Origin of the sequence: Streptomyces sp. 6N223 (genome assembly GCF_052246635.1) — a bacterium.
GTDB lineage: Bacteria > Actinomycetota > Actinomycetes > Streptomycetales > Streptomycetaceae > Streptomyces.
The window spans coordinates 37,034-60,478 of record NZ_JBQQCA010000044.1; the positions used below are offsets into that span (position 1 = coordinate 37,034).

General features: G+C 72.0%; 23 protein-coding genes. 9 read left to right on the forward strand and 14 right to left on the reverse strand.

The features are described 5' to 3' along the window. The first annotated feature begins 14 nt into the window (after positions 1–14). The 4 genes from ACTWQH_RS23950 to ACTWQH_RS23965 all read left to right on the forward strand — a co-directional run bounded on the left by ACTWQH_RS23950 (position 15) and on the right by ACTWQH_RS23965 (position 4,001). Positions 15–560, forward strand: coding sequence for a DUF1697 domain-containing protein (locus ACTWQH_RS23950; protein WP_443288783.1), 546 nt, complete (start codon positions 15–17; stop codon positions 558–560). 535 nt (positions 561–1,095) lie between these two features. Continuing rightward, positions 1,096–1,503, forward strand: coding sequence for an NUDIX hydrolase (locus ACTWQH_RS23955; protein WP_443288784.1), 408 nt, complete (start codon positions 1,096–1,098; stop codon positions 1,501–1,503). A gap of 600 nt (positions 1,504–2,103) precedes the next feature. After that, positions 2,104–2,904: a calcium-binding protein gene (locus ACTWQH_RS23960; RefSeq protein ID WP_443288785.1), complete on the forward strand. Its 801-nt coding sequence runs from the start codon at positions 2,104–2,106 to the stop codon at positions 2,902–2,904. Positions 2,905–2,927: 23 nt separating this feature from the next. After that, positions 2,928–4,001 carry a glycoside hydrolase family 26 protein gene (locus ACTWQH_RS23965; RefSeq protein WP_443288786.1) on the forward strand — a complete coding sequence of 358 codons (1,074 nt, stop codon included), beginning with the start codon at positions 2,928–2,930 and terminating at the stop codon, positions 3,999–4,001. 244 nt (positions 4,002–4,245) lie between these two features. On the opposite strand, the gene ACTWQH_RS23970 is transcribed toward ACTWQH_RS23965, so the two are convergent. Then, entirely contained in the window at positions 4,246–5,649 is a 1,404-nt protein-coding gene (locus ACTWQH_RS23970; protein ID WP_443288787.1) for an MFS transporter, read from the reverse strand. 612 nt (positions 5,650–6,261) lie between these two features. Here ACTWQH_RS23970 and ACTWQH_RS23975 point away from each other — a divergent pair. After that, positions 6,262–7,233, forward strand: a complete 972-nt coding sequence (locus ACTWQH_RS23975) for an NAD-dependent epimerase/dehydratase family protein (RefSeq protein WP_443288788.1) — start codon at positions 6,262–6,264, stop codon at positions 7,231–7,233. 143 nt (positions 7,234–7,376) lie between these two features. On the opposite strand, the gene ACTWQH_RS23980 is transcribed toward ACTWQH_RS23975, so the two are convergent. Continuing rightward, entirely contained in the window at positions 7,377–7,835 is a 459-nt protein-coding gene (locus tag ACTWQH_RS23980) for a gamma-glutamylcyclotransferase family protein (protein ID WP_443288789.1), read from the reverse strand. 149 nt (positions 7,836–7,984) lie between these two features. Here ACTWQH_RS23980 and ACTWQH_RS23985 point away from each other — a divergent pair, with 149 nt between their 5' ends. From ACTWQH_RS23985 to ACTWQH_RS23995, 3 genes are all read left to right on the forward strand, one after another. Continuing rightward, complete coding sequence (locus tag ACTWQH_RS23985) at positions 7,985–8,068, forward strand: putative leader peptide (RefSeq protein WP_443288806.1); 84 nt, start codon at positions 7,985–7,987, stop codon at positions 8,066–8,068. A gap of 184 nt (positions 8,069–8,252) precedes the next feature. Continuing rightward, a complete protein-coding gene (locus ACTWQH_RS23990; RefSeq protein WP_443288790.1) occupies positions 8,253–9,149 on the forward strand; it encodes a TauD/TfdA dioxygenase family protein in 897 nt (298 codons plus the stop codon). Between the two features lie 26 nt (positions 9,150–9,175). After that, the gene (locus tag ACTWQH_RS23995) at positions 9,176–9,844 is read left to right on the forward strand and encodes a winged helix-turn-helix domain-containing protein (RefSeq protein WP_443288791.1); all 669 of its coding nucleotides are present in this window, start codon (positions 9,176–9,178) and stop codon (positions 9,842–9,844) included. A gap of 27 nt (positions 9,845–9,871) precedes the next feature. Here the strand turns inward: ACTWQH_RS23995 and ACTWQH_RS24000 are convergent, their stop codons facing one another. The 12 genes from ACTWQH_RS24000 to ACTWQH_RS24055 all read right to left on the reverse strand — a co-directional run bounded on the left by ACTWQH_RS24000 (position 9,872) and on the right by ACTWQH_RS24055 (position 22,131). Beyond that, positions 9,872–10,750, reverse strand: coding sequence for a sirohydrochlorin chelatase (locus ACTWQH_RS24000; protein WP_443288792.1), 879 nt, complete (start codon positions 10,748–10,750; stop codon positions 9,872–9,874). A 148-nt stretch (positions 10,751–10,898) separates the two neighbouring features. Beyond that, positions 10,899–11,834: an ABC transporter permease gene (locus ACTWQH_RS24005; protein WP_443288793.1), complete on the reverse strand. Its 936-nt coding sequence runs from the start codon at positions 11,832–11,834 to the stop codon at positions 10,899–10,901. Continuing rightward, positions 11,821–12,651: an ABC transporter ATP-binding protein gene (locus tag ACTWQH_RS24010; RefSeq protein WP_443288794.1), complete on the reverse strand. Its 831-nt coding sequence runs from the start codon at positions 12,649–12,651 to the stop codon at positions 11,821–11,823. The genes ACTWQH_RS24005 and ACTWQH_RS24010 overlap by 14 nt, the downstream gene beginning before the upstream one ends. A gap of 80 nt (positions 12,652–12,731) precedes the next feature. Continuing rightward, positions 12,732–13,850, reverse strand: a complete 1,119-nt coding sequence (locus ACTWQH_RS24015) for an ABC transporter substrate-binding protein (protein WP_443288807.1) — start codon at positions 13,848–13,850, stop codon at positions 12,732–12,734. Between the two features lie 341 nt (positions 13,851–14,191). Continuing rightward, on the reverse strand, positions 14,192–14,347 hold the full coding sequence (locus ACTWQH_RS24020; RefSeq protein ID WP_443288808.1) for a hypothetical protein: 156 nt from the start codon (positions 14,345–14,347) through the stop codon (positions 14,192–14,194). Between the two features lies 1 nt (position 14,348). Further along, positions 14,349–15,689 (reverse strand): sulfate adenylyltransferase subunit 1, encoded by a 1,341-nt coding sequence (locus tag ACTWQH_RS24025; RefSeq protein WP_443288795.1) that lies wholly within the window; start codon positions 15,687–15,689, stop codon positions 14,349–14,351. Positions 15,690–15,691: 2 nt separating this feature from the next. Continuing rightward, positions 15,692–16,639 carry a sulfate adenylyltransferase subunit CysD gene (cysD, locus tag ACTWQH_RS24030; RefSeq protein ID WP_443288796.1) on the reverse strand — a complete coding sequence of 316 codons (948 nt, stop codon included), beginning with the start codon at positions 16,637–16,639 and terminating at the stop codon, positions 15,692–15,694. A 151-nt stretch (positions 16,640–16,790) separates the two neighbouring features. Next, positions 16,791–17,336, reverse strand: a complete 546-nt coding sequence (gene cysC / locus ACTWQH_RS24035; protein WP_443288797.1) for an adenylyl-sulfate kinase — start codon at positions 17,334–17,336, stop codon at positions 16,791–16,793. Positions 17,337–17,415: 79 nt separating this feature from the next. Further along, positions 17,416–18,144: a phosphoadenylyl-sulfate reductase gene (locus tag ACTWQH_RS24040; RefSeq protein ID WP_443288798.1), complete on the reverse strand. Its 729-nt coding sequence runs from the start codon at positions 18,142–18,144 to the stop codon at positions 17,416–17,418. 9 nt (positions 18,145–18,153) lie between these two features. Then, positions 18,154–18,372: a hypothetical protein gene (locus ACTWQH_RS24045; RefSeq protein ID WP_443288799.1), complete on the reverse strand. Its 219-nt coding sequence runs from the start codon at positions 18,370–18,372 to the stop codon at positions 18,154–18,156. Positions 18,373–18,379: 7 nt separating this feature from the next. Further along, positions 18,380–20,074 carry a nitrite/sulfite reductase gene (locus tag ACTWQH_RS24050; protein WP_443288800.1) on the reverse strand — a complete coding sequence of 565 codons (1,695 nt, stop codon included), beginning with the start codon at positions 20,072–20,074 and terminating at the stop codon, positions 18,380–18,382. 401 nt (positions 20,075–20,475) lie between these two features. Next, positions 20,476–22,131, reverse strand: a complete 1,656-nt coding sequence (locus ACTWQH_RS24055; RefSeq protein ID WP_443288801.1) for an acyl-CoA dehydrogenase family protein — start codon at positions 22,129–22,131, stop codon at positions 20,476–20,478. 180 nt (positions 22,132–22,311) lie between these two features. Here ACTWQH_RS24055 and ACTWQH_RS24060 point away from each other — a divergent pair, with 180 nt between their 5' ends. Then, on the forward strand, positions 22,312–23,292 hold the full coding sequence (locus ACTWQH_RS24060; protein ID WP_443288802.1) for a DUF5753 domain-containing protein: 981 nt from the start codon (positions 22,312–22,314) through the stop codon (positions 23,290–23,292). The last annotated feature ends 153 nt before the right edge of the window (positions 23,293–23,445 follow it).

Here is a 23,445-nt window from a genome sequence, read left to right on the forward strand (position 1 = left end):
CGTAGGGTGGCGCCATGACTGACCAGACGGCCTACGCCGCGCTGCTGCGCGGCGTCAACGTCGGGGGGCACAACAAGGTCCCGATGGCCGAGCTGCGGGCGCTCCTCACGGAGCTCGGCCACGGCGACGTGCGCACATACCTCCAGAGCGGGAACGCGGTCTTCACCGCCCCGCCCAGACCGGAGGCGGAGCTGGCGGCGGAGCTGGAGCGGGCGATAGCCGAGCGGTTCGGCTTCGACATCGGCTGCCTGGTGCTCAGCCGCGCCGAGCTGCGCGCGGTCGCCGCGCGCTGCCCCTTCCCGGCCGCGGAGCTCGACCCCGCGCGCCTGCTGGTCGTCTTCCTCGACGTCCCGCCGGACAGGCACCCCGTCTGCCGGGCGGACCCGGCCCGCTTCGCCCCGGACGAGTTCCGCCTGGGCGAGCACGAGATCTTCGCGTACTTCCCGGGCGGCATGGGCCGCAGCAAGCTCGGCCAGGCGCTGTCCACCCCGGGCAAGGACTTCACGGCGACGGCCCGCAACTGGCGCACGGTGACGCGGCTGCTGGAGCTGACGGCGTAGGCCGCGCCGGAAGCGAGGCACCACCGCGATATCCGACCACGCCGACGCCACGACGATTGAAGCGGCACTCAACCGCGCGTTCTCCCAGTCGACGGCGTCGGCATTCTGCTGTCCAGCGCAAACATGCTGCTCAGCGACCGAGAACGTCACGACGGAGGCTTCTTCATCGCCTGTCTCTGCACCCCACTACTCGGCCCCGATCTCGCCGCACAACTTCCCCGCTACCGCCCCACATCCCTCCTCGCCCGGGAAACGAACGGCGATCTCGCCCTCGTGCTGCCACGCTGGCGCAGCAGAGCCTAAGAAGCCGCCACGGATGCCGACCGCAAGATCCTCAGCCGCGCCGTCGCCCGCCGCATCGTACGCACGGGATTCACCTTGATCACGCCCCGTTGGGTCGGGTGGACCAGCGACCTCGACGAGGCCGCCGAACTCTTCGGTCGCTGGAGCCGACGGCGTAGTCCCCCTTCCCGCCCCTTCCCGAACCACCGCCCATTCAGGGCTCGGCGTGTGATGGCGCGGGTAGGGTGTGGATGTGGCGGAGCGTGACGGTGTCCCGGAGAAGGTCGCGTGGGTCTTGGTGCGGGAGGGGCATGTGCTGGCGACACGCAACCGTGGGAATGATGTCTTCTACTTCCCGGGCGGCAAGCGGGAGCCGGGCGAGTCCGATGCCGAGACACTGTTGCGGGAGATCGACGAGGAGCTCCAGGTGGCCATCGATGAGGACACTATGGTGCACTTCGGAACATATGAGACGCGAAACGGGCCTGCTGGTGACGTCAACTTCCGGATGATCTGCTACACGGCTCGCCATCGCGGGACGCCGGTTCCGGCGCGGGAGATCGCCGAAATGGCCTGGCTGGGCTATGCCGCGCGGAACCGTGTCTCGGCCGTGGATCAGATGGTCTTCGACGCGCTTCACGCGGCCGGACACTTGTCGTAACTGCCGTCGTAACGCCCAAGATCGATGTCGGTATGACCCCGTTCTCGCGCAGACATGTGGTGCAGAGCCATGTGGCGTCTTGCTGCTGACGAGGGGAGTGTTCGACGTGCGCCGCGCGTATGTGGTTGAGGAGCGCGGCCATGCCGGCCGGAGGGGCGGTGAGGACGGTGGCGGGTCGGCTACGACGAAGTCCGCAGGCGGTGCAGCGATGATCCCCAGCAGTCGCCTGCCCTCGTCATCGTCGATCTCACCTCTGCCACCCAGCCTGATGGCCGCACAGCGTGCACGACGGCCCCGGACGGAGCGTCACGTCACAACAGGGGCAAACCTTGCCTGATGCGGCACTGGTTCCCGGACGATCGCGCTGAGTTCCAGCCATAGGTCATGTGCGCGATCCGCGTCATTGACTCACGCCCCGTGCACCGCAACTATGAACTCCGGCCGCTTCGCCACCAGCAGCCAGCCAGTCATGGCCCCGCTGGCCCGTCACCTCTCTCTGCGTGCGGCGTATGGTGCGCGATCACCCATGCAACGAATGACGTGGAGCGAATGGAGAGGACGCCCATGCGAATGCGCCTAGCCGCCCTCGGGGTTGCCGGCTTGGCAGGCACGACCATCGCCCTGTGGCCGCCGCCCGCGTCGGCCCAGCAGGGTGCGCGGGCCCACGTCGAGGAAGGCGCGGAAGGCTCGCAGAACCCTGTCCTCTCGGATGTCATCTACGAGGCGGGCAGCGGCGAGAAGAACGACGTCACCATCGCCGCCGGCGCGAACGACACCGAGCTCGTGATCGACGATGTCGTCCCCATCGAGGCCGGCCAGAACTGCGTACACCCCGACGAAGCCGACCTCACCCGGGTGATCTGCACCGTGGAGACCACGGATCCGAAGCTCGTACACCTCGACGTCACGCTGGGCGACCTGAACGACACCCTCGAGTCCCGGGCTCCAGGGAAGCCGCACGTGGAAGGTGGGCCGGGCGACGACGTGCTCGACGCCGCGTCGACCACGAAGGGCGAGACCGCCGGCATCCTGGGCGGCCCGGGCAACGACACCCTCTCCGGCGCCAACAACCTCTACGGCGGCGAGGGCGACGACACGATCACCGGCACCATCGGCTATGACACCATCCTGGGCGGCCCGGGGTCCGACACGATCCAAAGCTCCGGCGGCTTCGACGTCATCTACGGCGAGGACGCCACCTTCAGGGGCAGCGGAGACGACGAGATCCACGCCGGGGGCGGCGACGACCTGGTCTACGGCGAGGGCGGCGCCGACACGATCCACGGTGACGACGGGGTTGACTGGCTCTACGGCGACGACGGCGACGACGAGCTGCACGGCGGCCCCGGCGAGGACCTGATCGACGGCGGCCCCGGCGACGACGACGAGAGCCAGGACTGACCATTACCCCGAGAGGAGTCCTGATGAACGACCATGCCCAAAAGCGCCGTTCGACGCGCCGACGCCGCAGCCTGAGCCTGGTCGCGGCGGCGCTCGCCGCCGTTGCCGTGAGCCCGCTGACGATCAGCGGCTCCACCGCGAACGGCGCCTCCACCGACGCCGCCGGGGCGAGGGAGGAGTGCACGCAGAACGAGATCCTTGTCCCCAACTGCGGTGTGCTGTGGGGCATCTACACCAAGCCCGAGGGTGGTGACCTCCCCGCCACGGTGACCGGCATCGAGGAGGACATCCAGCGGAAGTTCGACTTCATCCACCGCTACCACGACTTCTCCGGCCAGGGCTCACAAGGGGTCTTCCCGGACGCGGCCGAGAAGGAGCTCGCGCAGAACGGCGAGCGCACGCTCCTGATCAACTGGACCACCCGCGTCCACGGCACCGACGGAGAGGAATCCACCCGGGTGCCATGGGCGGACGTCGCCAACGGCGACTACGACGAGTCGGTCATCCGCCCGGCGGCGCGGCGGATCGCGGAGTTCGGCCAGCCGGTCTTTCTCGCCTTCGACCACGAGGCCGAGGGCGCCCGCGCCCCCGAGCAGGGCGACGGCCCGGAGTACGTCGCGGCGTGGCGTCACATCTACGAGATCTTCCAGGAGGAGGGCGCCGACAACGCCATCTGGACCTGGATCCAGGTCGGCTGGATCGGGCACCAGGACACGGTGGCGAGCTTCTACCCGGGCGACGAGTACGTCGACTGGATCGGCTACGACCCGTTCAACTACTACGTCTGCCGCAACAACGAATGGCGCTCGCCGGACGTGGCGTTCAGCCGCTGGTATGTGTGGCTCCAGCGGAACGGCTTCGCGGACAAGCCGGTCATGCTGGCCGAGTACGGCACCGTCGCCGACCCGGAGGACGAGTCGGCACAAGCGCAGTGGTACCGCGATCTGGTGCCCGCGCTGGAGAGGTACCCCAACATCAAGGCCGTCGCGCAGTTCAACACCTACAAGAACTGCGACACGCGCGTGACCACGCAGCCCGACGTCCTGGAGGCGTGGGCCGAGGCCGGCCGCAGCGACTACATCAACATCGATCGCTGACTTCACCGGCACCGCATCGCGTGCTCTGCGACCGCACCCACGTGCTGATCACGAAGGTGGGGGCGCCGTCACCGTTCGCGGCGACCGGCGCCCGAAACGTCTACGTCTTCGGTGCCCGCGTGGACCGCACAGCGGGAGAGCACACGGCGGAAGACCGGGAGCGGGAGGAGCCCCCTCCTCGATATCGCGCCCCGGTCCCTCGCCGAACCCTGGCTTCGCCTCGCCGCCACAGCTCTCAGCTGCCTCACCGTTCAGGCCGCCGAGGCCGCGGCCGCCCTCTGGATCGCGATGGGGCGACTGACGGCGACGGGCGCCCTTCCTCCACGGACTTCGGGGCTGACTGGCCCGGTGACACCGTGCTGTTCGTCCCCGAACTCCGGGCCCTGCCGCCGGCACCGCCAGGATCGGAGCGATAGCGGAGTAGCTCCGGCTGGAGCATCGCGAGCGCCAGCATGGCGAGCACCGTCAGCACCCCGCCCCCCGCGATCGCCCAGGCGGGGCCGAACGCCGCCCCCGCCACGCCGTGCGCGAGGTGCGCCAGCCACGGCCCGCCCGCCGACACGACGTAGACCGAGCCGACCAACCGCCCCCGCAGCTCTTCCGGCGCGCAGTCGTGGAGCACGGTCGTGCGGAAGACGCTGAGCAGCATCAGCGCCACGCCACCCAGCACCAGCAGCCCCGCCGCGAGCCACAGATGACGCGCCACGCCGAACGCGGCGACGGCCAGGCCCCAGCCGCACACGGCCGCCGTGATGACCACCCCGTGCCGCGTGAGTCGCGTGAACGCCCCCGACGCGGCCCCCGCCAGCACCGCGCCGAGCGACATCGCCGCGGTCAGCACGCCCAACGCGAAGCCGCCGCCCGGCGGATCGCCGAAGGTCTCCCGGGAGACCTCCGGGAAGAGCGCGGCCGGGTTGCCGAAGACCATCGCGGTCAGGTCGGCGAGGAGGACCACCCGCAGCACGCGGTGACCGGTCAGGTAGCGAAAGCCTTCGGCCACCTGCCGGACTCCGGCGTGGCGGCGCCCATCCGAAGGCGGCAGCGGCGGCAGCCGCCACACGGCGTACACCATGGCCAGCAGCGCCAGCGCGTCCAGCAGGTACAGTACGGCGACCCCGGTCAGCGGCAGCAGGGCGCCCGCGATCAGCGGGCCGATCACCGGGCCCAGCCAGCGGGCGGTGGCCTCCAGGGAGTTGGCCGCCGGGCGCAGCTCGGTCGGCACCAGGCGCGGCACGACCGAGCCGCGCGCGGCGGCGTTGGCGCCCAGGCAGCCCTGCATGAGGCCGAGCAGCACGAACAGCGCCCACACCGAGTCGAGGCCGGTGGCGGCCTGCGCCCACAGCAGCAGGCACACGGCCGCGATGCCGCCGTTCGTCGCCAGCAGCAGCCGCCGCCGGTCCACGGCGTCCGCCAGTGCCCCGCCCCACAGCGCGGCGGTCGCCAGCGGCCCGAGCGCCGCGAGGGCGGCGAGGCCGACGTACGCCGAGGAGCCGGTGAGCTCGTAGATCTGAAGAGGCACCGCGAGCGCCGTGAAGCTGGCGCCGACGGCCGTCACCGCGCCGGAGAGCCACAGCCGCCGGAAGGCCGCGATCCGCGCCGGGCGGAGGTCGGTCCCCAGCCGCCGCACCCAGCCACGCGCGTCACCCACGGCAGCCACGACGCGCCGCTGGCCAGCGCCGGTTCCCTGGAGGCTGCTCGTCGGTGGCGAGGCGGGCGGCGAAGCCCGCCGCCGTGGCGACCGGCGGGAGGCGGGGTTGTCGGTGACGGTGCCAGAGGTCCAGCCGGTGCAGACCGAGCTCCGCGAAGCACCAGGCGGCCCAGGGCGCACGCAGGCCGTGGCCACGCTCCTGCCACGGGCGGCGGCCACCCTCCGGTGTTGCGCGCCCAGCTGATCCGCGAGACCGCGACGCACCCGAGGGCGGCGCGGCCCTCGCCGCCCTCGGTGACCGCCCAGGAGAACGCCGACCCCTCGGTTCGTTCCCCGCGGCCGGCGGCGATCCAGCGCGGCCCGGCCGACTCCACGTCCACCCGGCGTCAGCGGCGCGTTGACGGCGTCCCGGACGCCGGGGCCTGTCCAGGCGCATCGTGCCGGGCCCGTGGCCGGCCATGGCACCTCGCTGCGTTGTCGGGCTCGCCCGCGTACGCCCTCAGGCCCTTGGCGGCCTGAGAGGTGCCCCCCTACGCGGTTTCTGCCGTGGGCGAATCTGCTGCGAGCGTCGTCGGCTTCCCTTTCCCGCCGCGGGCGGGGAGGCTGGCCGCCATGAAGGTTCTGATGCTTGGCGGCACGCTGTTCGTCGGCCCCGCCGTCGTCGACGAGGCCAGGGCACGCGGACACGAGGTCACCCTCTTCAACCGTGGGAGCACGCAGCCACCGCCCGGCGTCACGGCCCTGCGCGGCGACCGCACCGCCGAGGGTGGCCTCGCGGCGCTGGCGGACGGCTCGTGGGACGTGGTCGTCGACGCCTGGTCGGGGGCCCCGCGCGCGGTGCGCGACGCCGCGCGGCTGCTCGCCGGGCGGGCCGGGCGTTACGTCTACGTCTCCAGCCGCTCGGTCTACGTCTGGCCGATGCCGGCCGGGCTGACGGAGGACGGCCCCCTCGTGGAGGCCTCGCCCGACGCGGAGGACACCGACTACGCGGAGGACAAGCGCGGCGGCGAGCTGGCGGCCGAGGCGGCGTTCGGGGAGCGGGCGCTGCTGGTGCGGTGCGGGCTCATCCTCGGGCCGCGCGAGGACGTCGGCCGCCTGCCGTGGTGGCTGGAACGCATCGCCCGCGGCGGCCGGGTGCTGGCACCGGGGCCGCGCGAACTCCCGCTCCAGTACGTCGACGTGCGGGATCTCGCGAACTGGCTGCTGGACGCCGCCGAGCGAGGGCTCGGCGGACCCTACGACGTGGTGAGCCCGCCGGGGCACACGACGATGGGCGGGCTGCTCGACGCCTGCGTCGAGGCGACGGGGTCGGACGCCGAGCTGTGCTGGAGGAACCCGGAGGCGGTGCTGGCGGCGGGCATCGAGCCGTGGACGGAGGCGCCGATCTGGTCGCCGCCGGGGGAGGGCCACGACGCGGCGCACCAGTCGGATGTGTCGAAGGCGCTCGCGGCGGGGCTGCGGTGCCGGCCGGTCGGCGAGACCGTCGCCGACACATGGGCGTGGCTGCGCGCGCACCCCGGCTTCGAGCCGAGCGAGCCCGTCGGCATCCCGCCGGAGGCGGAGGCCCGCGCGCTGGGGCAGTGACCGGGGCTCCGCCCCGGACCCTCATGCCCGACCCGCCCCGCCCCGGGCGGAGGGTGGGCACACACCGGGCGGCAGGCCACGGCCCGCACTCACCCCGGGGTCCGGGGCAGCGCCCCGGTCTGGGAAGGGGTGGGGTGGGGGAGCTACCCCGCCGCCGGCCAGGATCCGCCGGGGATGCGCGTGCCGGAGGCCCGCAGCGTCGCCGCCCGCGGATCCGCCGCCAGATACGTCCACGCGCGCGTCGCCCTGCCGTCCGCGCGGACGACCCGCACGGCGACCCGCTCGTGGTGATTGCCGGGCGCGCCCGGCCGGTACCCCTCCAGCCGGTCGAGCGTGGCCAGCACCTCCGCGTAGTGCGCCGGATCCGGATACACCAGCTCCCCCCGAACGCCCTCGCCCGGCGGCGCGGCGACGGCGTAGGGATAGCCCGGTCCCTCGTACAGCACCGCGCCCGGCAGTCGCGCCGGCTCCTCCGACGCGATCCTGCCGCGCAGCGCCCACCCGTGGTGACGCTGGCCCGGGCGCAGCGTCCCGCAGACGAAGAACGGCAGGCGCTCGGCGGTCGTCTGCCCGGTCGTCTGCCCGCCCGTCGGCCCGCTCATTTCTGGCCGCTCCTCCGCGTGAATCTGGCTTGATCCGGCCGCTCCGAGCTGGATTTCCTTCTTTTCCCACCAAAGTGATGGGTTTCACTGAAGGAGACGCACCGTAACACCTTGACGGCCGTGTGACGTCGCTGGCATCGTCATAAAGCGTGAGTCAAGCTGACTTTCTCGTAGCGCGCCTGCACGTCGATCTCCGACGGCAGGCCAGCGCGATCTGTGCCACGGGCCGCTGACCCGCCCGGCTCAACTCCATCGGTCCGGCGCCCGCGCGGCGCCCCACGAGCCATCCGGCTTCCGGCATCAGCTCGTCCCGTGACATCCCGTGCCAGCTCCGGCGCCCCGACTCTCCCGCATTCGCTTCATCCCTCGGGGCGTTGGGAGGCGTTGGCACGATGAACAGAAAGGCAGCCCCAGACCATGACCACCACAGCCTTTGACATCCGCCGGGTCGGCGGGCGCATCGGGGCCGAGATCATCGGCGTCGACGTCACCGCGGACCTCGACACCGCCGTCATCGCGGAGATCAACGCCGCGCTGCTGGAGCACAAGGCGATCTTCTTCCGCAACCAGCACCTCGACGACGCGGCCCAGCTCCGGTTCGCCTCCCTCTTCGGCGAGTTGACGAAGGCCCACCCCATCGTGCCGTCCGCCGACGGGCAGCCCCACGTGCTGGCCGTCAACGGAGACGAGGGCGTGCGCGCCAACCACTGGCACACCGACGTCACCTTCGTCCGCACCCCACCGAAGGTCACCACGCTGCGCAGCATCGTGGTCCCGCCCTACGGCGGCAACACCCTGATCGCCAACGCCGCCGCCGCCTACAGCGACCTGCCGTTCCCGCTGCGCCAGCTCGCCGACACGCTCTGGGCGGTCCACACCAACCTCCACGACTACGCCGAGCCCAAGACGCGGCGCGCCGCCGAGCACCGCAGGCGGTTCCACTCCCGCGCCTACCACACCGCGCACCCCGTCGTCCGCGTCCACCCCGAGACGGGCGAACGCGGGCTGTTCATAGGGGGTTTCGCCCAGCGCATCATCGGCCTGTCCTCCGACGAGTCCCGCGACATCCTGCGCATCCTCCAGTCGTACGTGACGCGGCCGGAGAACTTCGTGCGCTGGACCTGGGCGCCGGGGGACCTGGTCGTCTTCGACAACCGCATCACCCAACACCACGCCCCCGACGACTACGGCGACCTGCCGCGCCTGCTGCACCGGGTCACCGTCGCCGGGGACGTACCCGTCGGCATCGACGGCGAGCGAAGCAGCGTCGTCAAGGGCGACGACGCGGCCCACTACTCGCCCGCCGCCGCGTGAGCACATCGCCGAGGAAGGAGACGACCATGCGGCAGCAGCTCACCACCCTGTCGGCCCTGTCGGACATCCCGGGGCTCACCGCGCTGCCGGACGTCACCGTGACGCTGGCCCCGGAGGTCGAGGTCCCGACGGAAGGACTGGAGGGGCCGGACGGCAGCGTGCCGCTGGTCGGCTACCTGGTCCTGGCTCCGGCGGGCACCCAGCTCAACGACCTGCTGGCGCTGCCGTTCGCGGATCGGCGCGGGCACGGCGAGCGTGACGAGGACGCGGGCCAGGCGGGCGCCGGGACCGACCTCGTCGGCACCGCCCCAGGGACCGGCGCCGGGACCGGCGTGCGCGGCCAGGACGACCAGCCCGGACAGCGGCGCGAGCGGCGGCACCTGACCGAGGCCGTGCCCGACAAGGGGCTCGACATCGACCTGGACAAGCGCACGGTCACGGTCGACGGCGCCTCGCTGCGGCTGACGTACCTGGAGTTCGAGCTGCTCGCGCACCTGGTGCGGCACCCGCACCGGGTCTACACCCGCGAGCAACTCGTGGCCACGATCTGGGGGTACGGCCCGGTGGGTGACCAGCGCACCGTGGACGTGCACATCGCACGACTGCGGCGAAAGCTGGGCGCGGCCTACCGGGAGCGGATCGTGACCATCCGCCGCGTCGGCTACAAGTACGTCCCGGCGCGCGCCTCGCGTTGACCTGAGGCCGGTTGACCGGCCACCCGGTCAACCGGCCAGGCGTGAGGCGGCGTTCGAGGAACCGGCCTCCCGGTAGCGGCGTACCAGCAGCCGGGCGAGCTCCGGGGCGTCGCCGAGCACAGGGGCCAGCACGTCCGCGTGCGCTTCGCGGGCGCCGGCGACGATCCGGTCCGGCAGTCGCCCGGGGGCGATGACACAGGGGGCGACGGCCACGCGCCGGATGCCGTCCGCAGACAGGGCGCGGACGGCATCCGGCGTACGGGGGAACGCGGCTGAGGCGAACGCCGGCACCACCCGTGCCCAGCCCGCGGCCTGCCGCCACCAGCGCGCGAACGCCTCGATCACGGCGATCGCCGCCGGGTCCGAGGTGCCCGCCGAGGCCAGCACGACGCCGGTTCGGCGCCGCTCGGCCGCCGACAGCACCGGCAGCCCGGCCTCGGCCAGCCGCCGCTCCAGCGCCGCGGCCAGCAGCTCCGCCGTGGCGGACCCGGTCGCGGACTCCGTGGCGGACCCGGCGCCGGACCCGGATGCGCCGGGCCCGTGCGGGTCCGCCCACGCGCCGTCCCGGCCGCGCCAGGGCTGGTCCCGCGCGTCCGCCCGGACAGGGCCCAGCACCTCGGCCTGCCGGACCGACAGTCCCGGCAGCCGCGGCGGGATGCCCGCGAGCACCGCCGGGATGTCGGTCTTGGCGTGGTAGGCCCGGCTCAGCAGCAGCGGCACGGCCGTGACCTGCCGCTCGCCCGCCCCGTGCAGCCGGACGAGTGCCTGCGGCACGCGCGGGGCGTTGAACTCCAGAAAGCTCACCGCGACCCGCGGCACGGGGGCCAGCGACCGCACCCGCGCCGCCAGCGCGGACACGGTCGCAGCGTGCCGTGGGTCGCGGCTGCCGTGGGCGACGATGAGCATCGCCGGCGCCGGGGCCGGCGCCGGGGCGGATGCCGGGGTTGCCGGAGATGGCGCTGGTATCACCGCTCCATTGTCCGTCCCTGGCATCCGTCCCGCCCGCCCGGCCCCCGTCGCCGGTCTCACTCGCGGTACGCCGGCCCGCGCCGCCCTACGCCGCCCGCGCCAGCAGGCCGCGGCTGCGCAGGATGCGGCGTTCCAGCGGGGAGAAGAACAGCAGGTCGACGGCGACACCCACGAGCAGGATCAGGAAGATCGCGGTGATCACCCCGGACATGTTCTGCATCGTGCGGTAGTTCTCCATCAGCTGGCCGAGCCCGGTTCCCAGGGCCGGGGAGCTGACGATCAGCTCGGCGGCCATCAGGGAGCGCCAGGAGAACGCCCAGCCCTGCTTCAGCCCGGCCAGATACCCCGGCAGCGCCGCCGGGAGCAGCACGTGCCGGACGCTGGTCAGCCCCCGGGCGCCCAGCACCCGGCCAGCCCGCAGGTACAGCGGCGGGATCTGGTCCACGCCGGCGACGATGCCGTTGGCGATGGAGGGCACCGCGCCCAGCAGCACCACGGCGTAGATCGTGCCGTTGGTGAGGCCGAACCACAGGATCGCGGCCGGTACCCACGCGATGGACGGCAGCGACTGCAGGCCCGTCAGAATCGGGCCGATGGCCGCGCGCACCAGCTTCACCCGCGCCACGATCAGCCCCAGCGGGGTGCCGATGCAGATGGCGATGAGGAACCCGAGGATGCCGCGCGAGACGCTGGTCCACACGTATTCGAGCAGCGTGCCCTCCAGCCACATCTCGTGGATCGTGTCCCACACGTCCAGCGGGGCGGGGAGCACGTACTCCGGCTTGACCTCCGCCCAGTAGGCGAGCTGCCAGACCGTCAGGACCAGTGCGATCGCCACGATCGGCGGCAGGACCTTGGTGGTGAGGATGCGGCCGACGGGGACGCGCTCGGATTCGCCGTGCACCTCCAGCGCGTCGAGTCCGGCGAGGTCGGAGGCGTTTCTCTCGTTCTCGTCGGGGCCGATCGCTCCTCCCGATCCGTTCACCGAAACCGTCGAGGTGTGGGGGTCAGTGCTTGCCATGGCGGCGGATCTCCTCCCGGAGGCGTTCAGTGATCTCCACGGAGAGCGCCGAGACATCGGCGTCCTCCACGCGGCGCGGCTGCTTGATGTGCACCACCCACTCCTCGACGACCCGGCCGGGGCGCGAGGAGAGCAGCACGATGCGCTCGGCCAGCACCACGGCCTCGCGCACGTTGTGGGTGACGAAGAGGACGGAGACGCCGGTCTCGGACCAGATCCGGCTCAGCTCCTCGTGCATCACGTCGCGGGTGATGGCGTCCAGGGCCGCGAACGGCTCGTCCATCAGCAGCAGTTCGCTGGCCTGGGCGAGCGCCCTGGCCAGCGCCACGCGCTGCCGCATGCCGCCCGACAGCTCGTGCACCCGCTTGGCGTACGCGCCGCCCAGCCGCACGAGGTCCAGCAGCCGTTCGGCCTCGCCGCGGCGCTGATTCTTCGGCACCCCGCGCAGCCGCAGGGCCAGTTCGATGTTCTGGCCCGCCGTCAGCCACGGGAAGAGCGCGTGCTCCTGGAACATCAGGGAGGGCCGCCCGTAGGGGACCGATATGGACCCGGCCGAGGGGCTGTCGAGCCCGGCGACCAGGTTGAGCAGCGTCGACTTGCCGCAGCCCGACGCCCCGAGCAGCGTGACGAACTCGCCCGGCGCGACGTCCAGGCTGATGTTGTCGAGAACGAGTTGCTGGGCCCCGGGCCTGCCGAAGGACTTGGAGACGTGGTCGAGACGGACCGCGTACGGCGGCCGAGTCGCCTCGTCGAAAGTCGTCGAGTCGGTCTTGTCGGTTTTCGTCTTGCTCTTGTCGGACTTGAGCGTGACGGCCATCGGTGTCACCTCCTGGGTGTGGTGCTGGTGCTGGTGCTGGTGCTGATCCCCGCGCGTTGGATCGTGGGGGGGTGCGTGGGTCACTGAACGCCGAGGCCGGCGTCGTTGGTGATCTCGGGAAGGTTCTCCTGCTTCAGGACCGTGTTGAGGATGGAGAGGTCGTAGATGCCCGTCAGGTCCACCGCTTCGAGCAGGCCGGACTCAACCGTGTGCTCGGCGCTGACCTTGAGCGTCGGGGCCAGCGGGTCGTTGAGGAACTCGACGTGCTCGAACGCGGGGTCGAGCACCTCGGCGGGCAGCTCGCTGCCGCCGGGCAGCGCCGCGATCTCCGCGTTGAACGTCGTCTTGGCCTCGTCGGGGTGCTCGTTGAGCCAGGCGTTGGTCCGCACCACGCCGCGCACCACGGCCTCGACGACGTCGGGGTGCTCCTCCAGGAAGGACTGCGAGGCGACGAGGTGGGTGACGACGTACTGGCCGTTCTCCCACAGCTCGCCCTCGTCCAGGAGCGTCTCGGCGCCGCGGTCGAGGAGGGTGGCGGCGGTCGGCTCCGGCACCCAGGCGCCGTCGATGTCGCCGCTTTCGAAGGCCGCCGGGATCTCGGCGTTGGGGATGCGCAGCACCGTGGCGTCGCCGGAGCCGTCCACGGGGTCGACCTCCAGGCCCCGCTCCGCCAGGTAGCTCAGCAGGGCCACGTCCTGGGTGTTGCCGAGCTGCGGGGTGGCGAAGGTCTTGCCCGCCAGGTCGTCGAGGCCGGAGACCTCGTCGGGGTTGACGACGAGGGAGGCGCCGCCGGACGCCGCGCCGGAGACGATCCGCAGGTTCTGGCCGCCCGACTGGGCGTAGCCGTTGATCGCCGGGTTGGGGCCGACGAAGGTGAGGTCGACGTCGCCGGAGTTGATCGCCTCGATGGCGGAGGGGCCGGCGTTGAAGATCTGGGTCGCCGCCGCCGTGCCGCCGAGCTCCTGGCGGATGAGGCCGTCGTCGGCCAGGCCCACCACGGCGGTCGCGTGGGTGATGTTGGCGAAGTAGCCGATCGACACCTCCTCGGTGGAGAGCACCTCGCCCGAGCCGGCGGCCGGCTGCGCGGAACCGTCGTCGGTGTCGTCGGCCGCTGAGCCGTAGCCGCAGGCGGTGAGGGCGGCCAGCAGCAGGGGCGTCACCGCGGCGGAGACCGTCAGGCGGCGGCGCAGCCGGGCCAGGGGCGGGGGAGCGGAGTGGGAGGAGTGGGGACGCGCGAAGCGCGCAGGGGAGGGCAGAGCGGTGTTCACAGGGGTGTTTCCTCTCGGCAGCCCGGAACGGCGCAGCGCGGCAGCGCGAATCCGGGCGTCGGACAGTGCTCGGCGATGTCGATGCGTGTCGAAGCGTGTCGAAACGGCGAGGATGCACGGGAGTTGGCGCGATGGCGCACGCAGGCGCGTGCGCTCGCGGCCTTGACGGACGCGGCGTTTGGGCCTAGCTTTCCTACTAAAGCTGTAGGGAAGTAGGGCTACCCGTCATCCGAGACAGCACGTGAGAGAGTGCGCGTGAAAGACAGCTTGCGTCAGCCGTCACATCGCCCGAGGCCGCCCTGCCCGCTGCCGAGGGTGCCGCTGCCCACGCGGCCGCCCTCCTTGGCAAAGGTGGCATATACATCGAAGAAGCGGTGCCGGGCGGCGAAGCGTCTGAAGACGCCGCCGGGCACCGCTTCTCCGGTCATGCTAGAAGTCCCACCCCTCGTCGTCCGCCTCGGTGGCCGGAGCGGTCTTGGCCGCCGCCTCGGCGAAGGCGTCGCCCGCCATGCCGCCGGTGAGAGTGGCGCCGTCGGCGGGGTCGATGAGCAGGAACGCGCCGGTGGCGCGCGAGTCCGCGTAGGCGTCCAGCGCCAGCGGCTCGGCGATGCGGATCCGCACCCGGCCGATGTCGTTCGCCACGAGCTGGCCCGGATCCGGATGCTGAGACAGGTCGTCCAGGGTCAGCCGGGACGGAATCTCCTTCACGATGGCCTTGACCGTGCGCGTGGTGTGCTTCAGCAGCACCCGTGCGCCCGGCACCAGCGGCCGGTCGTGGAGGTGGCACACGGTGGCCGTGATGTCCTGGCTCGGAGCCAGGCCGGCGTCCGACGGGGCGATCAGGTCGCCGCGCGAGATGTCCAGGTCGTCGGCGAGCGAGACCGTCACCGACTGCGGCGCCCACGCGACCTTCACGGAGCGGCCCAGCAGGTCGATCCGCTCGATGGTGCTGCTGCGCCCGGAGGGCTGCACGGTGACCTGCTGGCCGACCCGCAGCACGCCGGAGGCGATCTGCCCGGCGTAGCCGCGGAAGTCGCGGTGCTCGGGCGTCTGCGGGCGGATCACGAACTGCACGGGGAAGCGCGCCGGGTCCTGGCTCGGGTCGTGCGTGACCGGCACGGTCTCCAGGTGCTCAAGGACGGTCGGGCCGCCGAACCAGTCCATGGTGGCGGAGGGGGTCACCACGTTGTCCCCGGCCAGCGCCGAGATCGGGATGGCGGTGATCTCCGGAACGCCGAGCGAGGCCGCGTACGCCGTGAACTCCTCGGCGATGGCCGCGAAGACGGGCTCCGCGTAGTCCACCAGGTCCATCTTGTTGACCGCCAGCACGACGTGCGGCACGCGCAGCAGCGCGGCGACGGCGGCGTGGCGGCGGGTCTGTTCGACGACGCCGTTGCGCGCGTCCACCAGGATGATGGCCAGCTCGGCCGTGGAGGCGCCGGTGACCATGTTCCGCGTGTACTGCACGTGCCCGGGGGTGTCGGCCAGGATGAACCGGCGCCGGGGCGTGGCGAAGTACCGGTAGGCCACGTCGATGGTGATGCCCTGCTCGCGCTCGGCCCGCAGGCCGTCGGTGAGCAGAGCCAGGTCGGGGGCCTCCTGGCCACGGTTGCGCGAGGCGAGCTCGACGGCCTCCAGCTGGTCGGACAGCACGGACTTGGAGTCGTGCAGCAGCCGGCCGACGAGCGTGGACTTGCCGTCGTCGACCGAGCCCGCGGTGGCGAACCGCAGCAGCGAGGTGTCGGAGATCTCGATGGTCGTGCTGGTCATCCTCAGAAGTACCCCTCGCGCTTACGGTCTTCCATTGCGGCCTCGGACATCTTGTCGTCGGCACGCGTGGCGCCGCGCTCGGTCAGGCGGGAGGAGGCGATCTCCGCGATGATCTGCTCGATCGTCTTCGCGTCGGAATCAACCGCTCCCGTGCAAGACATATCACCTACCGTGCGGTATCGCACCAGGCGCGTCACGACCTTTTCCTCTTCCTTCGGGCCGCCCCACTCGCCGGGCGCCAGCCACATGCCGTTGCGAAGGAAAAGCTCCCGCTCATGAGCGAAGTAGATCTCGGGGATCTCGATCTTCTCGTGGGCGATGTACTGCCACACGTCGAGCTCGGTCCAGTTGGACAGCGGGAAGACGCGCACGTGCTCACCGGGGGCGTGGCGGCCGTTGTAGAGCTGCCACAGCTCGGGGCGCTGCCGCCGCGGGTCCCAGCCGCCGAACTCGTCACGCAGCGAGAACACCCGCTCCTTGGCCCGCGCCTTCTCCTCGTCGCGGCGACCGCCGCCGAAGACCGCGTCGAAGCGGTTCTTCTCGATGGCGTCGAGCAGCGGAACGGTCTGCAGCGGGTTGCGCGTGCCGTCGGGGCGCTCGCGGAGCTGGCCGCGGTCGATGAAGTCCTGCACCGAGGCAACGTGCAGTCGCAAAGCGTGCCGCGCCGCGACGCGGTCCCGGTAGTCGATGACCTCCGGGAAGTTGTGTCCGGTGTCCACGTGCAGCAGGGCGAAGGGCAGCGGCGAGGGCGCGAACGCCTTCAACGCCAGGTGCAGCATGACGATGGAGTCCTTGCCGCCCGAGAAGAGGATCACCGGCCGCTCGAACTCGCCGGCCACCTCGCGGAAGATGTGCACGGCCTCGGACTCCAGCACGTCCAGGTGCGAGAGCGCGTAGGGACTGTCGGCGTCCCCGGGAGGCTGAGAGGAGGTCTGGTCCGCCGCCGTCATACTGAGTCTTCCCTTCGCTCGCTGGTGCGCCCCCGCGTGTGCGTCCCGCGATCGAGTCGCGTCGTGTTCCTCGTGGCTGTCGTGTCCGTCGTTACTCTAGCCACCGCCGTCACCCCCGCGCCCCGGCGACCGGCGGCTGTGCACGGAGCGGTCACAACAGTCCCCTTTCGGCGAGCAGCGTGTGGAGGATCTCGGCCGACTCCTCGATTGTCTGCTCATGCGCGGCGATCCGCAGGTCGGGGTCGGTGGGCGGCTCGTAGGGGTCGTCCACGCCCGTCAGCCCCGACAGCTCGCCGGCGGCCTGCTTGGCGTACAGACCCTTCACATCGCGCTGCGAGCAGATGTCCAGGGGCGTGGCCACGTGGACCTCCACGTAGCCGGTGCCCGCCGCCTGGTGGCGCTTGCGCACGGCCTCGCGGCTCACCGCGTACGGGGCGATGACCGGGACCAGCGTCTTCACCCCGTGCGAGGCCAGCATCTCGGCGACGAAGCCGATGCGCTGGACGTTGGTGTGACGGTCGTCGCGGGAGAAGCCCAGGCCGGCGGAGAGAAACTCGCGGATCTCGTCGCCGTCCAGCACCTCCACCCGGTGCCCTTCGCTCTCCAGCCGCTTCGCCAAGGCGCGGGCGATGGTGGTCTTGCCCGCACTCGGCAGGCCGGTGAGCCAGATGGTGGCGCCCTGGCCGGTCTCGCTCATCTCCGGCGTCCTCGCTATCCGTTGGTTGGTGTGTCTGTCATGTCTGATGGCCTGACCGCACACCCTAGGTGCTAGCGGCTCAGCTGTGCAGCCCGCACTCCGTCTTGGCCAGACCCGCCCAGCGGCCGGCGCGAGGGTCTTCGCCCTCCACTATCCGACGGGTGCAGGGCGCGCACCCTATCGAGGTGTAGCCGTCCTGGAGCAGCGGGTTGGTGAGGACTCCGTGCTCGGCGATGTAGTTCTCCACGTCCGCCTGCGTCCAGCGGGCGATGGGGGAGACCTTGACCTTGCCGCGCCGTGCATCCCAGCCAACGACAGGGGTGTTGGCCCGCGTGATGGCCTCGTCGCGGCGAAGTCCCGTCGCCCAGGCATCGTACTCGCGCAGCCCCGCCTCCAACACCTGGACCTTGCGCATGGCGCAGCACATGTCGGGGTTGCGCTCGTACAGCCTGGGGCCGTACGCCGCGTCCTGCTCGGCGACGCTCAGCCGCGGAGTGAGTGTGATGACGTTCACGTCCATCACCGCCTGGACCGCGTCACGGGTGCCGAGGGTCTCGGGGAAGTGATACCCGGTGTCGATGAACAACACGTCCACGCCCGGGTAGACGCGGGATGCCAGGTGCATGACGACCGCGTCCTCCATGGAGGAGGTGATGCACAGCCGCGGGCCGAAGGTGTCGGCGGCCCAGCGCATGATCTCCAGCGCCGGGGCGTCCTCCAGCTCGCGGCCGGCGCGCTGGGCGAGCTCGCGCAGCTCGTCGGCGTCGCACCGCTCGGGGTTGACGGTGGTGGTGGCGGTGGTGTTCAAGGAGCTCCCTCAGCTTCCTTCTGCGCTGCCGGGGCCGCCGTCATGGACGACGGCGCCGGCGGCTGGGCGAGTGAGCCCGCTGGCCAGCAGACCCAGGAACGACAGGCGGAAGGCCCGGTTGCACGACGCGCAGTCCCAGGCGCCGTGACCAGCCTCACTCGGACGCAGGTCCTCGTCCCCGCAGTAGGGGCAGTAGAACGGTGCTGCTCGGTCGCTCGTGTCGTTCATGTGCAGCTCATTTCAGAGATCCCTCGTCGGCTCGCGCGACCCAGTGAGCGAAGCGCTCACCGTCCTCGCGCTGCGCCTGGTAGGCCCGCAGCACGCGCTCGATGTAGTCGGCGAGCCCGGCGGCGGTGACCTTCAGGCCCCGGATCTTGCGGCCGAAGCCGGGCTCGAGGCCGAGGGAGCCACCCAGGTGAACCTGGTAGCCCTCGACCTGGTTGCCGTCGGCGTCGGTGACCAGCTGGCCCTTGAGACCGATGTCCGCGATCTGGATACGGGCGCAGGAGTTGGGGCACCCGTTGACGTTGATGGTGAGCGGTTCGTCGAAGTCCGGCAGCCGCCGCTCCAGCTCCTCGATGAGCCAGGCGCCGCGCGCCTTGGTCTCGACGATGGCGAGCTTGCAGAACTCGATTCCCGTGCAGGCCATGGTGCCGCGCCGGAAGACGGACGGGGTGGGGTCGAGATCCAGCGCCGCCAGGCCCTCGGTGAGCGGCGCCAGCTGCTCCTCGGCGACGTCGAGGATGAGCATCTTCTGCTGGACGGTGGTGCGCACCCGCCGGGAGCCGTGGGCCTCGGCGAGGTCGGCGATCTTCGACAGCGTGGCGCCGTCGACCCTGCCGACGCGCGGGGCGAAGCCCACGTAGTACCGGCCGTCCTTCTGGCGGTGCGCGCCGATGTGGTCACGCCAGGCGTGCACCGGCTCCTCGGGCGCCGGGCCGTCGATCATCCGCCGCAGCAGGTACTCGTCCTCCAGCACCCGGCGGAACTTCTCCGCGCCCCAGTCGGCGACGAGGAACTTGATCCGGGCCCGGGTGCGCAGCCGCCGGTAGCCGTAGTCGCGGAAGAGCCCGACGACGCCCTCGTGGACGTCGGCGACCTCCTCCAGCGGCACCCAGGCACCGAGGCGGACGCCGATCTTCGGGTTGGTCGACAGCCCGCCGCCGACCCAGACGTCGAAGCCCGGGCCGTGGTCGGGGTGGTCGACCCCGACGAAGGCGACGTCGTTGATCTCGTGCGCCACGTCCAGCAGGGGTGAGCCCGAGACGGCCGTCTTGAACTTGCGCGGGAGGTTGGAGTACGCCTTGTTGCCCACCACCCGGCGGTGGATCTCCTCGATGGCCGGGGTGCCGTCGATGATCTCGTCGGCGGCGATGCCGGCGACCGGCGAGCCCACGATGACGCGCGGGGTGTCGCCGCACGCCTCGGTGGTGGACAGGCCAACGGCCTCCAGGCGCCGCCAGATCTCCGGCATGTCCTCGATCCGGATCCAGTGGTACTGGACGTTCTGCCGGTCGGTGATGTCGGCCGTGCCGCGGGCGAACTCCTGGGAGATCTCGCCGATGGTGCGCAGCTGCTGCGTGGTCAGCGCGCCGCCGTCGATGCGGACGCGCAGCATGAAGTACTCGTCGTCCAGCTCCTCCGGCTCCAGGATCGCGGTCTTGCCGCCGTCGATCCCGGGACGGCGCTGGGTGTACAGCCCCCACCAGCGCATCCGGCCGCGCAGATCCTGCCCGTCGATGGCGTCGAAGCCGCGGTGGGCGTAGATCGTCTCAATGCGTGTCCGCACATTGAGACCGTCATCGTCCTTCTTGACCTGCTCGTTGGCGTTCAGAGGCGTGAAGTGTCCGGCCGCCCACTGGCCCTCTCCGCGGTGGCGGCCGGCCTTGCGGCGGGTCGTGGCGGCGGCCTTGTTCTGGCTGTCGGACATGGTTCTACGGGTCCTTCCGCAGGCTGCGGGGCTCTGGCCTGCGATTCCTCGCAGCCGTCAGGGCAGAGCAGATCGGGGAACAGGAGGAGGGACAACCCCCGGCGGCCGCGCGGCCGGCGCGGGGGGACGGCGCCGTTGTGGCTCTCAGCACGCCAAACAGATGGCGCTGGACATTCGACCAAGGTCGACATCGCGCCGACTCACCAGGGCAATTCCAGCTCGCAACATGATGGCAGAGTGGCACGCGGTGACGGCCGAGTCCACCGATAACCATCATGCGGACGCGCTTGTCTCACATTACGAGACAACGTGGCCAGCGTCACACGCATGGGGCGTTTGCGATCCCTGAGACGCAGGTCACACCGCTGCCTGTCATGCGGTCCCTCATCCGGTCCGCCCGCTCAGGCCGCGTCCGGCCGCGGGCGGGCGCGGTCGACGATGGCGGCCAGGTCCAGGGTGTGCGGCAGCGTGCCGAACGCGCCACCTCTGTCCCCGCCCAGCCGCGAGGCGCAGAACGCGTCGGCGACCGCCGCGGGGGCGTACCGCACCAGCAGCGAGCCCTGGAGCACCAGCGCCATCCGCTCCACCAGCCGCCGCGCCCTGGCCTCGATGCCGTCCAGGTCCGCCAGCTCGGTCAGCAGGTCCTTGATCGCGGCGTCCAGCCGGAGGTCGCCGCCCGCGGCCCGGCCGACCTCGGACAGGTAGGCGTTCAGCGCCTCCGGCTCCCGCCGCAGCGCCCGCAGCAGGTCGAGCGCCTGGACGTTGCCCGAGCCCTCCCAGATCGAGTTCAGCGGCGACTCGCGCAGCAGCCGGGGCATCCCCGACTCCTCGACGTACCCGTTGCCGCCCAGGCACTCCAGCGCCTCCGCCGTCAGCGGGGTGCAGCGCTTGGTCACCCAGTACTTGGCGGCCGGGACCGCCAGCCGCAGCAGCCGGCGTTCCACCTCGTCACCCGCCTCGGCCGCGTCGCAGGCGGCGGCCAGCCGCATCGCCAGCGCCGTGGCCGCCTCCGACTCCAGGGCGAGGTCCGCCAGCACGTTCCGCATCAGCGGCTTGTCGATGAGGGCGCCGCCGAACGCCTCCCGGTACGCCGCGTGGTGGACGGCCTGCGCCACGGCCTGGCGCATCACGGCCGCGGAGCCCGCCACGCAGTCCACCCGGGTGGCCGTCACCATCCCGATGATCGTCGCCACGCCCCGCCCCTCCTCGCCGACCAGCCAGGCCACGGTGGTGCCGTCGAACTCCACCTCGCAGGAGGCGTTGGCCCGGTTGCCCAGCTTGTCCTTCAGCCGCTGGAGCCGGAAGGCGTTGTGGGTGCCGTCCGGCAGCACGCGGGGGAGGAGGAAGCAGCTCAGGCCGCCGGGCGCCTGTGCCAGGACGAGGAAGGCGTCCGACATCGGCGCCGAGCAGAACCACTTGTGGCCGGTGAGGGCGTACGCCCCCGCCTCGGCCAGCGGCTCGGCGCGCGTGGTGTTGGCCCGCACGTCCGAGCCGCCCTGCTTCTCCGTCATCCCCATCCCGGCCAGAGCGCCCCGCTTCTCGCCCACCGGGCGCAGCCCCGGGTCGTAGGCGCGCGCGGTCAGCAGCGGCTCCCACCCGGCGGCCAGCTCCGGGGCGGCGCGCAGCGCGGGCACGGCCGAGTGCGTCATCGACACCGGGCAGCCGTGCCCGGCCTCCACCTGCGTCCACACCAGGAAGGCGGCGGCGCGCCGCAGCTGGCCGGCGGGGCGCGTCCACGCCGCGGTCAGGCCCGCCGAGACGGCCCGGTCCAGCAGCCGGTGCCAGGCCGGATCGAACTCGACCTCGTCGATCCGGTTGCCGTACCGGTCGTGGGTGCGCAGGACGGGCGGGTTGGCGTTGGCCCGCACACCCCACTCCTGCGCCTGGGCCGAGCCGGCGGCGCGCCCCAGCTCGGCCAGCTCATCTCCCGCCTCCGCCGCCAGCTCGGGGGCGATGTGCCGCTCGACGGCCTCGCGGAGGGCGGCGTCCTGCGAGTAGACGTCGTATCCGACCAGGGGCGGGGGCTGGTTGGTCACCGCGTGCGTGGAGTACGTCATGACCGCCACGGTATGCCGAGGCGCGTGCTGGCGCGGGGTCAGCCGGGGAAGGCTTTAGTACAGTTGGCCGTTCGCGGTCGCGGTCGCCGGCAAGGGAGCGGACATGCGCATGACGAGCGTGACGAGCCACGAGAGCCACGAGAGCCACGAGAGCGACGAGCCGGGGCGGCCATGACAGCCATGGACGCAACGGACGTCACGGGCGTTACGGGCGTTACGGATCCCCCGGGCGCGGTGGACGCGGGAGGCGCGGCGGATGCCGTGGCCGGCGTGGACGGCGCCGTCCGGGACGAGGGGCGCTGTCCCGACTTCCGGCTCACCGGGCCCACGGTCTCGCGGATGGTCCTCGGCGCGAGGCTGCGGCGGCTGCGCGAGGCCCGGCGTATCACCGGCGGCGAGGCGGGCGAGGAGATCAGCGCCTCGCACTCCAAGATCAGCCGCCTGGAGATGGGCAGGACCGGCTTCAAGATCCGCGACGTGCAGGAGCTGCTCACGCTCTATGGCGTGACGGACCCCGCCGAGCGCGCCACGCTGCTGGCGCTGGCCGAGCAGTCCAACACCCCCGGCTGGTGGCACGTCTACCACGACGTGGTGCCGAGCTGGCTCAACGTCTACCTCGGCATGGAGCAGGCCGCCGTCCTCATCCGCTCCTACGAGCTGCAGTTCGTGCCGGGCCTGCTCCAGACCGAGGGCTACGCGCGCGCGGTCCTCGGGCTCGCGCCGGACGAGCCCGAGGAACTGCTGCGGTTGCGGCTCGAGCTGCGGATGGCGCGCCAGCGGATCCTGTACCGGGAGCGGCCGCCGCAGCTGTGGGCGGTGATCGACGAGGCGGCGCTGCACCGCCCGGTGGGCGGCCCCGCCGAGCGGCGGCGGCAGCTCGGCCACCTGCTGGAGCTCTCCCAGCTGCCGCACGTGACGATCCAGGTGATGCCGTTCGCGGCCGGCGCGCACCTCGCGCTCGGCGGCCCGGTCACGGTGCTGCGCCCGCCCGGCGAGGAGCTGCCCGACGTGGTCTACCTCGAGCAGCTCACCGGCGGCGTCTACCCCGACAAGCCCACCGAGATCGAGCATTACCGGCACGTGATGAACCGCCTCGTCGTCGAGGCCGAGCCGCCGCTGGCCAGCCGCGACATCCTCTTCCGCATGCTGCGCGAGGGCTAGGCGCGCCGCCGCACGCGCCGCGACCGGGGGCTCCGTCCCCGAGCCCCCGGTTCTCCCCGCCCACCCATGCCGGGGGATCGCGGACAGAGGTGCCCAGCCCTGGGCGGGGATCGCTGACGACGGCGCCTACCCCCGGGTGGGGTGCCGGGGTGT